The sequence below is a fragment of the Nocardioides lentus genome (assembly GCF_039529515.1).
GTDB lineage: Bacteria > Actinomycetota > Actinomycetes > Propionibacteriales > Nocardioidaceae > Nocardioides > Nocardioides lentus.
Genome location: NZ_BAAAMY010000002.1, coordinates 41,137 through 53,531 on the forward strand (window position 1 = coordinate 41,137; position 12,395 = coordinate 53,531).

Sequence of the window (12,395 nt, forward strand, 5' to 3'; positions counted from 1 at the left end):
ACGAGAGCGGGGCGGCAGGATGGGCGCCGTGTCGACCACCGAGGTGCCGCGGGCCCTGCTGACCTCCGCCGACGAGCGGGCGGCCCTGCAGCGGCGGACCCTGCGCGTCGTGGTCGCCTGCCAGGTCTTCGGCGGTGCCGGGCTGGCGGCCGGCATCACGGTCGGCGCACTCCTGGCCGCCGAGATGCTCGGCGGGGCCGGGGTCGCGGGTCTGCCGGCCGCGCTGTTCACGCTGGGGTCGGCGGCCGCGGCGTACGGGGTCGGTCGTCTCTCCCAGCGCTCCGGGCGGCGAGTGGGGCTCGGGATCGGCTTCCTCGTCGGGGCGGCGGGCTCCGCGGGCGTCGTCCTGGCGGCCGTCCTCGGCTCGGCGGTGCTGCTGTTCGTCAGCCTGTTCCTCTACGGCGCGGGCACGGCGACGAACCTGCAGGCGCGCTACGCCGGCACCGACCTCGCCACGCCGGAGCGGCGCGGGACCGCGGTGTCCACGGCCCTGGTCGCGACCACCCTCGGCGCGGTGGCCGGGCCGAACCTCGTGCAGCCCCTGGGCGGGCTCGCGTCCGCGCTCGGCGTGCCGCCGCTGGCGGGGCCGTTCCTCCTCGCGACCGTCACCTACGCCCTCGCCGGGCTGGTGCTGGTGGTCGCGCTGCGACCCGACCCGTACCTGGTGGCGCGGGCGCTCGCCGCGCAGGAGGCCACGCCCGCGAGCCCCGTCGCGACCCTCGGACGGGTCTCGCGCGGGGTGCTGGTGGGCGGCACGGTCATGGTCCTGACGCAGGTCACGATGGTCGCGGTGATGACCATGACCCCGGTGCACATGCGGTCCCACGGCCACGGGCTGGGCGAGGTGGGGTTCGTCATCGGGGCCCACGTCGCGGCGATGTTCCTGCCGTCACTGGTCACCGGGCCGCTGGTCGACCGGGTGGGTCGCATCCCGATGGCGGTGGCCTCGGCGCTCACCCTGCTCGCGGCGGGGGTGGTCGGCGCGGTGGCACCGGGTGGGTCGCTGAGCCTGCTCACGCTGTCGCTGGTGCTGCTGGGCCTCGGGTGGAACCTCGGTCTCATCAGCGGCACCGCACTGGTCATCGACGGCACCGACCTGGCCACGCGCGCCCGGACCCAGGGCAGCCTCGACGTGCTGATCGCGCTGGCCGGGGCCGCGGGCGGGGGCCTGTCGGGCGTGGTCGTCGGCGCCGCCGGCTTCCCGCTCCTGGCGGTCGGCGGCGGGGTGCTGGCGCTCGCGCTGCTCCCGGTCGTGGTGCTCAGCCGGGCTCGCTGACGAGCGCCGACCCCCGCCGACCCGCCGTCCTCAGCTCGCGCCGCGACCGGTCTTCTGCTGGAGCCGGTCGATGTGCTCGGAGGCCTCGGCCTTCGTGAGGTCGCCCGACAGCGTCTCCCCCGCCTCGCGGGCGAGCGTGTCGAGGTAGCTCTTCTGCGCACCGGTCGCCGGCTGGTCGCCGGTCACCCAGTTCTCCGGGTCCTTCTCGGTGGTCCCCCCGGCGTCGTTGCCGGTGGCCCCCAGGACCTCGGCGTCCGCACCCGAGCCCGGGCCGGTCACGCTCGCGTCGGGCGTCGAATCTGTGTTCGAATCAGTCATGTCCCGAACGTAGCACCCCCGCCCCACACCGCGGCCCGTCGTCCACAGCTCCGTCCGCGCGACGTCGCGAGGCCGGCGCGGTTTCACCAGGTATGTGTCGGTGCTGTCACTTCTCGCGCTTCGCGGTGAGCGAGAAGCGGCAGGTTACGGACATACCTGGTGAAACCACCGTCGAGCGGCCCCGCGCCGGATCACCTCCACAGCTGGCGCGGTGCTCGGGCGATGCACAGCCCGGCCGACCGGACGCCCGCGCGGCGTCGCCGGGGTCGGAGGCTGCCGGCATGGACCTCCTCGACCACCGCGCGTCGTCCCGCGGGTTCTTCTCCCGCGCCGAGGCGCTGGACTCCGGGCTCCGCGACGCCGACCTCGCAGCCGGACGCCGTGACGGTTCCCTCGCACGCGTGCGCCACGGCTACTACGCGCCCGGACCGGCGTGGCGCGCACTCGACGGCGTCGGCAAGCACCTGCTCCTCGCCGACACGTGGACCCACCAGATGGGTGACGGAGCCGTCGCCCTGAGCCACCTGACCGGGGCGCTCGCCCACGGCCTCGACGTCTGGGGCCTGCCCCTCGACACCGTGCACGTCACCCGCCTCGACGGCGGCACCGGACGGCGGGCCCGCGGCATCGTCCACCACCTCGGGCGCACCCGGGAGGAGGAGGTGTCGGAGGACGGCGGGCGCCTCGTCCTCCCGCCGGCACGCTGCGCCCTGGAGGCCGCGACGCTCGGCGACGCCGAGTCGGCCCTGGTCGTCCTCGACTCCCTCAAGCACCGGCGCCTCGCGACCGACGAGGAGGTGCACCGGCAGTTCCTGGCGATGGCACGCTGGCCCCGCACCCGCAAGCTCCACGTGGTGGTGCGGATGTCCGACGGGCGCGCCGAGAGCGTCGGCGAGTCCCGCCTGCGCTGGCGGCTTCGCTGCGCCGGGATGCCCGCCCCGGTGCTCCAGTACGAGGTCCGCGACCACGACGGCGAGGTCGTCGCCGTCTGCGACCTGGCGTGGCCCGGCCTCGGGATCGTCGTCGAGTTCGACGGCCTGGCGAAGTACGGGCGGCTCCTCGCCCCGGGAACGACGCCCGCCGAGGCGCTGGTCGCCGAGAAGCGCCGCGAGGACCTCGTACGGGAGCTGACCGGCTTCACGGTGATCCGCGTCGTCTGGGCGGACCTCGCCGACCCCGCGCGGCTCCGCGCGCGCATCGACCGGGCCGTGGCGGCCCGTCGTGCGCTGGCCTGAACCCGCTGCGAGGGCGGCCGCCCGACCGCCGGCGCGGTTTCACCAGGTATGTCATGACGCCGTCACTCCTCGCGTCGTGCCAGCGACGAGAAGTGGCGGCTGATCGACATACCTGGTGAAACCGCGGGCGGCGTGAGGGGCGCCGCGGCGCGGGGTCGGGGGCGCGGGGTCGGGGGCGCGGGGTCGGGGGCGCGGGGTCGGGGGCGCGGGGTCAGTGGCGGGGGGCGACGACCTCGATGCTGGCGACGGTCTCGAGGGCGGGGGCGTCGTGGTCGCCGTCGGTGACGGTGCCGCGGACCCACCACAGGGCGAGACCGTCGTCGGTGACCTCGAGGCTGGCGAGGTTGTTGTCGAACCAGGGTCCGCGCAGCAGCGACCAGGTCAGCGGGGCGTCGGGGACCTTCGCGGAGCGGGCCACGACGTGGCCGATCGGGCCCGCCACGCCGTACGAGAGGACCGCGGTCGCGAACCGCATCCGGCGCGGCAGCGGGTTGCGGATCGGCGAGCACACCGCCTGCAGCAGCCGGCTCTTCAGCGGCGGCAGGCCCGTCCTGGGCCGCACGCGCGCCTCGGAGACGAAGCTGTGGTGGACGTCGCCCGACAGGAAGGTGACCGTCCGCGGTGCCCGCCCGCGACGGCCGGTGGCGACCTCCATGACCATGTCGGTCACGGCCTGGAAGCTCTCCTGGAACGCCGCCCAGTGCTCGAGGTCCACGCCCTGGCGCAGCTTCTCCCCCAGCCGGCCCAGGCGGGACCCCCAGGCCCCGCCGGCCAGGGCCTCGCCGAACGCCTCGACGTAGTGCAGCCCGGGGGCCAGCAGGAACGGCAGCGACGACCCCACGAACAGGTGGTCCACGTCGCCGCGCAGCTGCTCCGACAGCCAGGTCATCTCCTCGTCGTCCAGCATCGCCCGGTGGTCGGGCTCGAGGACGCGTCCGGCGCGGGTGTCGATGACGACGAGCCTGGCCTGGTCGCCGAACTCGCGCACGTAGCTCCAGCGGTACGACGAGGGCTCGGCGTCGGCGCGGTCCGCGAACGCGTCGAGCGCCTCGGTCAGGTCCAGCTCCTCGGACGCGTCCGCGAACGCCGCGTGGGAGGTGACCCGCTGCCACAGCGGGTCCGCCGCGCGCTCGGCCTTCGAGAGGTTGCCGAGGTGCTGGTAGACCCAGTACGACCCCAGCCCGGCGACGATCCGGCCGTGCCACCACGACGTGGCCTCCATCTGCTGGCGCCAGGCGTACGACGTGTTCCAGTCGTCGCGCACGTCGTGGTCGTCGAAGATCATCGAGCTCGGCAGGGTCGAGAGCAGCCAGCGGTTGGCCGGGTCGCTCCAGGCGAGCCAGTAGAGGTGGGCGTACTCCTCGTAGTCCGCGAGCTCCGTCCACGGCGCCTGCTCGATGTCGCGGCGGGCGGCGATGAACTCGCGCATGGCGTCGGTGGTCTCGTCGGCGTACACCTGGTCGCCGAGGAACACGACGAGGTCGGGCCAGCGGAAGTCCGCCTCGCCGGTGACCCCCGCCATCCGCATGGAGTACGAGCGCAGGGCGTCGACGCCGTGCAGGTCGTTGCCGGCCTGGTCGTGCGAGACGCTCGTGCGGCACGAGCCGTAGGCCATGCGCAGCGGCTTGCCGGCCTGGATGGTCGCGATCACCGGCTCCGGGTACGGCGAGCCCGCCTCGGGCCAGACCTGCTCGCCGTCCACGGAGACGGTGTAGGGCACGCGGCTCCCGGGCTCCAGCCCCTCGACCTCGACCAGCGCGTAGTGGTGGCCGTGGGCGCCGAAGGTGCGCGCCGAGGCCCGCACCGGGCCGGCCTCGACGACGACCTCGCAGGCCCGGGAGGTCTCGACCCACACGGTCGCGGAGTCGGTGTCGACGTAGCGCATCATCGGGCCGAGCACCAGGGTGTCGGTTTGCTGCTCGTCGCTCATCGGACCAGACTCGATCGGGCACTCCGGTGAGCGGTGGGGGCGTCCATGTCCGGGATCCTCTCACCCGCCGCCCGACCCGCGGACCGCGCCGTCCGCGCTCTTATCTCATATCTGATATACGGTGGTGACATGTCGAGCCAGACCGAGGACTACAAGACGCGCATCGGCTACCTGATCCGCGACGCCCGCAAGCACCGGGGCCTGACCCAGCACCAGCTCGCCGAGCTGCTCTCCACCAGCCAGCCCGCGATCAACCGCATCGAGCGGGGCCACCAGAACCTCTCCCTCGAGATGCTGGCCCGCATCGGGCAGGCCCTCGACTCCGAGATCGTCGCCCTCGGCGCCGGGCCCACCCACCTGCGGGTCACGGGCCCCACGACGCTGTCCGGGTCGATCGAGGTCAAGACCTCCAAGAACGCCGGCGTCGCCCTGCTCTGCGCGACCCTGCTCAACCGCGGCCGCACCGTCCTGCGCAAGGTCGCGCGCATCGAGGAGGTCAACCGCCTGCTCGAGGTGCTCGAGTCGCTGGGGGTGAAGACCCGCTGGCTGAACGCCGACAACGACCTCGAGATCGTGCCGCCCGTCGAGCTCGACCTGGACCACATCGACGAGGCCGCGGCCCGTCGTACCCGCTCGGTGATCATGTTCCTGGGGCCGCTGCTGCACCGCGCCGAGACCTTCGCGCTGCCCTACGCCGGGGGCTGCAACCTCGGCACCCGCACCGTCGAGCCCCACATGTCGGCGCTGCGTCCCTTCGGCCTCGAGGTCAAGGCCACCGAGGGCAGCTACCACGCCACGGTCAGCGAGCAGGTCGAGCCCGAGCGCCCGATCGTGCTGACCGAGCGCGGCGACACGGTCACCGAGAACGCGCTGATGGCCGCCGCGCTCAACCCCGGCACCACCGTGATCCGCAACGCCTCCTCCAACTACATGGTCCAGGACCTCTGCTTCTTCCTGCAGAAGCTGGGCGTGGACGTCGAGGGCATCGGCACCACCACGCTGCGGGTCACCGGCCGCGAGCGCATCGACGTCGACGTCGACTACGCCCCCAGCGAGGACCCGATCGAGGCGATGTCGCTGCTCGCGGCGTCGATCGTCACCAAGTCGTCGATCACCATCACCCGCGTGCCGATCGAGTTCCTCGAGATCGAGCTGGCGCTGCTCGAGGAGATGGGCTTCCAGTACTCCCGCTCCCCCGAGTACGTCGCGCTCAACGGCCACACCCGGCTCATCGACATCACGACCCGGGCCTCCGAGCTGCACGCGCCGCTCGACAAGATCCACCCGATGCCGTTCCCGGGCCTCAACATCGACAACCTGCCGTTCTTCGCGGTCATCGCGGCGGTCGCCGAGGGCCAGACCCTGCTGCACGACTGGGTCTACGAGAACCGCGCGATCTACCTCACCGAGCTCACCAAGCTGGGCGGCCAGGTCAAGCTGCTCGACCCGCACCGGGTGCTCGTCGAGGGCCCCACGCACTGGTCGGGCACCGAGATCGTCTGCCCGCCCGCGCTCCGTCCCGCGGTGGTCATCCTGCTGGCCATGCTCGCCTCGAAGGGCACCTCGGTGCTGCGGTCGACCTACGTGATCCACCGCGGCTACGAGGACCTCGCCGCGCGGCTGAACCTGCTCGGCGCCAACATCGAGCCGTTCCGCGACATCTGAGCGGCGAGGGACCCCCGGCGGTGGACGCGGTCGTGCCTCCGGCGGGGGACGCGCCCCCGCGCGAGGACGGGCCGGGCACGCGGCCCGTGCACGCCTACGCCCACCGCGGGGGCGCCCGGCACCCCGAGCTCGTGGGTCTGGAGAACACCATGACGGCGTTCGCCCACGCCGTCGCGCTCGGCTACCGGTGCCTCGAGACCGACGTCCACCGCACGCGCGACGGGGTGCTCGTCGCCTTCCACGACGCGTCGCTGGACCGGGTCACCGACGGCGTCGGGGCGATCGCGGACCTGAGCGCCGCCGAGGTGGCCGCGGTGCGGGTCGCCGGGCGCGAGCGGGTCCCCCTGCTGGTCGAGCTCCTCGACGCGTTCGACGACGTGCGGATCAACGTCGACCTCAAGGGCGAGGGCACGGCGGAGGCCCTCGCCGACCTGCTCGCGACCCGCCCGGACGCCGACCGGGTGCTGGTCGGCTCGTTCTCCCCGCGCCACCTGCGACGCTTCCGCCGGCTGGCCGGCGACCGGGTCGCGACGTCGGCGCACGTCGCGGAGGTCGCGGCGTACCGGCTGCTGCCGGGACGGCTCGCCCGCGTCGTCGCGCCGCGGGCCCGCGCCCTCCAGGTGCCCGTACGACGGGGGCGCCTGCGGGTGCTGACCCCCGCGCTGCTGCGGCGGGCCCACACCGCCGGCCTCGAGGTCCACGTGTGGACCGTGGACGAGGCCGACGAGATGGAGCGCCTGCTCGACGCGGGTGTCGACGGGCTGATGACCGACCGGACCGACATACTCGGCGACGTGCTGAGGGGACGCGGGCTGTGGCCGACGACGTAGCGGGACCGGTGGGTCCGGCGACCGTCCCGCCCGGGCACCGCACCGGGCGCTGGCCGGTGCTGGCCTGGGGACTGTGGGACTGGGGCGGCGCCGCCTTCAACGCGGTCATCACCACCTTCGTCTTCAGCGTCTACCTCACCTCCGACGCCTTCGGGCCGCAGGCCGAGAGCCGCCTCGGCTGGGCCCTGGCCGCCGCCGGGGTCGTCGTCGCTCTCACGGCGCCGGTCAGCGGGCAGCGCGCGGACGGCGCGGGCCACCGCACCCGGTGGCTGGGGATCCACACCGGCGTCGTGGTCGTCGCCTCCGCCGCGCTGTTCCTCGTGGAGCCGTCCGAGTCGTGGCTGTGGTTCGGCCTCGTGGCGCTCGCCGTCGGCAACGTCTTCTTCCAGCTCGCCGAGGTCAACTACAACGCGCTGCTGGTCCGCGTCTCGACCCCGGAGACCGTCGGCCGGATCTCGGGCCTCGGCTGGGGTCTGGGCTACCTCGGGGGCATCGTCCTGCTGCTGGTCGTCTACCTCGGCCTGATCGCCCCGGAGGTCGGGCTGTTCGGCGTCACCGACGCCGACGGCCTGGACGTCCGCGTGGCGATGCTGCTGTGCGCCGCCTGGACGCTCGTCTTCGCGCTGCCGGTGCTGCTGACGCTGCGCGACGAGCCGGTGGCCCCCGCGGGCCCCGACCGGCCGCGGCGCCCCGGGGTCGTCGCCTCGTACCGCGCACTGGGCAGGTCGGTGGCGGCGCTGTGGCGCGAGGACCGGACGCTCGTCTACTTCCTCGGGGCCTCCGCCGTCTTCCGCGACGGCCTGGCGGGGGTCTTCGCATTCGCCGGCGTCATCGCCGCCGGCTCCTTCGGCTTCGACGCCGGCCAGGTGATCGTGCTGGGCATCGCCGCCAACGTGGTCGCGGGGATCGCCACCATCGGCTTCGGCTACCTCGACGACCGGATCGGCCCCAAGCGGGTCATCGTCGGTGCGCTCGCGGCCATGGTCGTCGCCGGCCTCGGCATCTTCGCCCTCCACGACGAGGGCACCGTCGTGTTCTGGGTGCTCGGTCTCACCCTCAGCGTCTTCGTGGGGCCCGCGCAGTCGGCGTCGCGGACGTACCTGTCGCGGATGATCCCGCCGGGTCGCGAGGGCCAGGTGTTCGGTCTCTACGCCACCACCGGACGTGCGGTGAGCTTCCTCGCCCCGGCCGGGTTCGCGCTGGCCATCACGCTCGGTGCGGCGCTCACCGGTGCCCGCCAGGACGAGGTCGGCCACTGGGGGATCCTGGGCATCGTCGCCGTGCTGCTGGCCGGTCTGGCGCTGCTGCTCGGGGTCGGTCGGCCACCCCGCGGGGCCCGCGGCGCCGCTGCCGGGCCCGCCACGCGCTGACGGGTCGGAATTCTGGCCCGGTCGTTACAGTTGAACGAACTGACGGCCACGGGGGCGCGACCTCGTGCCCCCACCACCACGGGGCCGTCACAACTGCTGACATGGGGACGCGAATGGAGGTGGCACCGTGGCGGAGAGGACACTGCGCGGCGCCCGACTGGGTGGTCAGAGCTTCGAGGACGAGCGCGGAATCGAGTTCGCCGCGCGCCAGCAGGTGGGCTACCTGTGCTCGAGGGGACACAACTTCGAGATCACGATGTCGGTCGAGGCCGACGTGCCGGCGGTCTGGGAGTGCCCGCGGTGCGGGGCCGAGGGCCTGAGCACCCAGGGCATCGAGAAGGAGGTCAAGCCGGAGAAGCCGGCTCGGACCCACTGGGACATGCTGCTCGAGCGCCGTAGCGAGACCGAGCTCGAGGACATCCTCAAGGAGCGTCTCGAGCTGCTCCGCGGCGGCGAGATCGGCCCGGCGCACCTGCACCGCGCTCCGCGCAAGCGCAAGACCCCGGCCTGACCCGACTCACCCGTCGTCGCGAGGTCGGGGCGGGTCGTCGACCACCTCACCAGGCACGACGTCAGGACCCCCCGCGGGCCGTCTCCCTCCGGGAGGCGGCCCGTGGTGCGTCCCCGGTCGACCCGCTCCCGGGAAGCCGGGCACGCCGCTCCCAGCCACCTGGGCCGACGCCCGGCGCACCGCGAAGCCGGTGAGGGCTCGACGCGCCACGGGTCGCGTCACCGGCAGGACCAGGAGGAGCCCGACCACGTCGGTCACGAAGCCCGGCGCCACCATGAGCAGCCCGCCCGTCAGCACGAGACCCGCGTCGGCGAGCTCACGGGCCGGCATCCGGCCCGACCGCAGGGCGCCCGAGAGCTCCGTCCAGGCCCGCCGGCCCTCCCGTCGTACCAGCCAGCCGCCGAGCACGGCGGACAGCAGGAGCAGGCCGATCGTCGGCCAGCCGCCGATGACCTGGCCCACCTGGATCAGCACGTACAGCTCGATCAGCGGCACGACGAGGAACACCACCGCCAGCAGCGCCGTGAGCGGGCGCCTGCGCCGGGGCGGGGGCGTCGTGCTCACCGGGCGTCCCGACCGGCGCGGGCCATCCGACGAGCCCCCTGGGCGGCGCGGGCTCGGCGCTCCCGCAGGCCCCAGCCGGTGATCCGCAGGAGCGACTCCAGGGCGACACGACCACTCATCTTCGACTCGCCCCGCTCCCGCTCGACGAACTCGATGGGCACCTCGACGACGCGCAGGCCCGCGCGCAGCGTCCGCCAGACGAGGTCCGTCTGGAAGACGTAACCGGTCGAGGCGACGGAGGCGAGGTCGATCGCCTCGAGGGTCTCACGGCGGAACAGCCGGTAGCCGGCGGTCGCGTCGCGGACGTCGATGCCCAGCAGCGAGCGCACGTAGAGGTTGCCGCCGCGCGAGAGCGCCTCGCGTCGCCTCGGCCAGTTGACCACCGACCCGCCAGGCACCCAGCGGGACCCGATGACCAGGTCGGCCCCCGCGACGCCGTCGGGACCGGGACGCCGGAGGAGGGCGTCGCGGAGCCGGTCGAGCTGCTCCGGCTGGTGGGAGCCGTCGGCGTCCATCTCCCCCACGACGTCGTACCCGTCGGCGAGGGCGCGCGCGAAGCCCGCCAGGTAGGCGGCCCCGAGGCCCTCCTTGCCGGCGCGGTGCAGCACCTGCACGCCGGGGTCGTCGGCGGCCAGCTCGTCGGCGACACGGCCGGTGCCGTCGGGCGAGGCGTCGTCGACGACGAGCACGTGGACGTCGGGGTGGCGGGTGCGCAGGCGTCCCACGATCCAGGCGAGGTTGTCGGCCTCGTTGTAGGTGGGCACGACCATGACGGTGCGCCCCGGGTGCTCGGTGCTCACGGTCCCTCCTCCGCGGGCTGGGCGGCCCCCTCGTGCGGCGGGGCCCCGGAGGACCGACGATACGGGGCCGACCCGAGGCGGGCGCGTGCGGTCACGGGCAGCCGCGGCAGCGCGAGGGCCAGCAGCAGGGCCAGCACCGCGAGCGTCGTCGCGGCCCGGCCCAGCCACGGCCCGACGAGCACCGAGGGCGGCGCGGAGTCGGCGAGCACCACGTCGGCCTCGAGCACGGCGCGGGTCCGGGGGTCGGCGCTCTGCCGGACCTCGCCGTCGGGGCCGATCACGCCGGAGACGCCGTTGATCGCGGCCACGACGGCCGTGCGGCCCGACTCCATCGCGCGCAGGCGGGTGATCTCGAACTGCTGGTCGATCTGCGGGGTGTCGATGAACAGGGCGTTGCTGGTCTGCACGACGAGCACCTCGGCGCCGGCGTCGACCTGGGCGAGGACCCCGTCGTCGTAGGCCACGTCGAAGCAGATCGCGTCGGCCACGGCGACCCCGCCGACGTCGAGCGGCTCGCTGCGGGTGCCGGCGAGCATGTCGCGCGGCACGAGGTCGAGACGCTCGATCTGCGCGGACAGGGCGGAGAACCAGGAGGCGTCGCGGAACGGGATGAACTCCCCGAACGGGACGGGGTGCCGCTTGGTGTAGCGCTGCCCGGCACCGACGCCGGGGGTGTAGACGATGCCCTGGTTGAGCACCCGGCCCTCCTCGGGCGCGTCGACGATCGCACCGACGAGGACCGGGACCCCGACGGCCTCGACCGCACGGTCGATGCCCTGGCCCACCGCGAGACCGAGCCCGGAGGTCGCGAACGGGTCGACGGTGGTCGAGTTCTCGGGCCAGACCACCAGGTCGGGCGCGGGGGTGCGGCCCGCGGCGACGTCGGCGGCGAGGGCCTCGGTGGCCTCGGCGTGGTTCTCGGTCAGCTGCAGGGAGTCGTAGAGGACGTCGTTGCCCGGGCCGGGCACGTCGCCCTGGACGGCGGCGATCCGCGCCGTCCCGGCGGACCCGTCGGGCGCGGCGTCGTACGGCGCGACGACGGGCAGGGCCACGACCGCGACGAGCCCGGCGGCCGCGGCCCCGACCCGTCCGGGGTGGGCGCGCACGACCAGCACCGCCCACGCACCGAGGACCCCGGTGAGGGCCACGAGCAGCGAGACCCCGTTGGCGCCCCACCAGGCCATCCCGGCGGCGTACGGCGTGTCGGCGGTGGCGAAGGCCAGCCGTCCCCAGGGGAAGCCGCCGAAGGGCCAGGAGCCACGCACGGACTCGGTGGCCAGCCAGGCGGCGGCCACCCACAGCGGCCACGCCCGCAGCCGCATCAGCAGGACCGCGGCGACCGCCCAGGCGCCGTAGAAGGAGGCCTCGAGGATGCTGACCGCGATCCAGGCATCGGGTCCGATCTCGCCGAGCCACGACCACAGCGGGAGCAGGAAGCCGAGCCCGGTGAGGAGCCCGGGCACGAACGCCGCGATCGCGCGACGCTCGCGCAGGCGGTGCACGGCCAGCACGGCCCCGGCGACACCGAGGGGCGCGAGTGCCGCGACCCCGACGGGTTCGAAGGCCCCGGCGAGGAGGAGACCGCTCGCGAGGGCGAGGACCGCGGACACGAGCACGCGGCGAACCTACCGGCGAGGGTCGAGGAGACCGGCGGCGGAGCAGCACAGCGGAAGGGGTCGCGCACCCTTCGGACCGACCCGTGGCCGACCGGCTGCCGACCCCGGGAAGTTGTCTACTGGGTGACGACCCCTTCCGCGTCCGCTCCCCACGGGTGGGACCGACCTCCGTGAACGATCGAGGCGGGGTCGTGGTACCCGACCCTCCATGACCGCCACTCGGACGCCGGTCCCCGGACCGCGGACTGCACGAGCTGACTCCCTGACTTTCGTGCACCGC

11 protein-coding genes are annotated in these 12,395 nt (G+C 74.2%); 6 read left to right on the top strand and 5 right to left on the bottom strand.

Features of this window, described 5'->3' with window-relative positions; all coding sequences use genetic code 11:
- The first annotated feature begins 28 nt into the window (after positions 1–28).
- The gene (locus tag ABD158_RS03660) at positions 29–1,276 is read left to right on the top strand and encodes an MFS transporter (protein ID WP_344003863.1); all 1,248 of its coding nucleotides are present in this window, start codon (positions 29–31) and stop codon (positions 1,274–1,276) included.
- Between the two features lie 30 nt (positions 1,277–1,306).
- On the opposite strand, the gene ABD158_RS03665 is transcribed toward ABD158_RS03660, so the two are convergent.
- Positions 1,307–1,594: a DUF3072 domain-containing protein gene (locus ABD158_RS03665; RefSeq protein WP_344003866.1), complete on the bottom strand. Its 288-nt coding sequence runs from the start codon at positions 1,592–1,594 to the stop codon at positions 1,307–1,309.
- Positions 1,595–1,875: 281 nt separating this feature from the next.
- On the opposite strand from ABD158_RS03665, the gene ABD158_RS03670 reads away from it, so the two are divergent.
- Positions 1,876–2,829, top strand: coding sequence for a type IV toxin-antitoxin system AbiEi family antitoxin domain-containing protein (locus tag ABD158_RS03670; protein WP_344003869.1), 954 nt, complete (start codon positions 1,876–1,878; stop codon positions 2,827–2,829).
- 211 nt (positions 2,830–3,040) lie between these two features.
- Here ABD158_RS03670 and ABD158_RS03675 read toward each other — a convergent pair whose 3' ends face one another.
- The gene (locus ABD158_RS03675) at positions 3,041–4,759 is read right to left on the bottom strand and encodes an alkaline phosphatase D family protein (RefSeq protein ID WP_344003872.1); all 1,719 of its coding nucleotides are present in this window, start codon (positions 4,757–4,759) and stop codon (positions 3,041–3,043) included.
- Positions 4,760–4,888: 129 nt separating this feature from the next.
- Here ABD158_RS03675 and ABD158_RS03680 point away from each other — a divergent pair, with 129 nt between their 5' ends.
- From ABD158_RS03680 to ABD158_RS03695, 4 genes are all read left to right on the top strand, one after another.
- Positions 4,889–6,424: a helix-turn-helix domain-containing protein gene (locus ABD158_RS03680; protein WP_344003875.1), complete on the top strand. Its 1,536-nt coding sequence runs from the start codon at positions 4,889–4,891 to the stop codon at positions 6,422–6,424.
- 32 nt (positions 6,425–6,456) lie between these two features.
- On the top strand, positions 6,457–7,254 hold the full coding sequence (locus ABD158_RS03685) for a glycerophosphodiester phosphodiesterase family protein (RefSeq protein ID WP_344003878.1): 798 nt from the start codon (positions 6,457–6,459) through the stop codon (positions 7,252–7,254).
- Positions 7,255–7,262: 8 nt separating this feature from the next.
- Positions 7,263–8,624 carry an MFS transporter gene (locus ABD158_RS03690; RefSeq protein ID WP_344003881.1) on the top strand — a complete coding sequence of 454 codons (1,362 nt, stop codon included), beginning with the start codon at positions 7,263–7,265 and terminating at the stop codon, positions 8,622–8,624.
- Positions 8,625–8,751: 127 nt separating this feature from the next.
- Positions 8,752–9,135 (top strand): RNA polymerase-binding protein RbpA, encoded by a 384-nt coding sequence (locus tag ABD158_RS03695; RefSeq protein ID WP_344003884.1) that lies wholly within the window; start codon positions 8,752–8,754, stop codon positions 9,133–9,135.
- A gap of 6 nt (positions 9,136–9,141) precedes the next feature.
- Here the strand turns inward: ABD158_RS03695 and ABD158_RS03700 are convergent, their stop codons facing one another.
- Genes ABD158_RS03700 through lnt form a run of 3 tightly spaced genes read right to left on the bottom strand, consistent with a single transcriptional unit; the run spans position 9,142 to position 12,115 of the window.
- A complete protein-coding gene (locus tag ABD158_RS03700) occupies positions 9,142–9,699 on the bottom strand; it encodes an FxsA family protein (protein WP_344003890.1) in 558 nt (185 codons plus the stop codon).
- Positions 9,696–10,469 carry a polyprenol monophosphomannose synthase gene (locus ABD158_RS03705; RefSeq protein WP_425573154.1) on the bottom strand — a complete coding sequence of 258 codons (774 nt, stop codon included), beginning with the start codon at positions 10,467–10,469 and terminating at the stop codon, positions 9,696–9,698. Before ABD158_RS03705 ends, ABD158_RS03700 begins: the two co-directional genes overlap by 4 nt.
- A 26-nt stretch (positions 10,470–10,495) precedes the next feature.
- Positions 10,496–12,115, bottom strand: coding sequence for an apolipoprotein N-acyltransferase (lnt, locus tag ABD158_RS03710; protein WP_344003895.1), 1,620 nt, complete (start codon positions 12,113–12,115; stop codon positions 10,496–10,498).
- Positions 12,116–12,395: the final 280 nt, after the last annotated feature.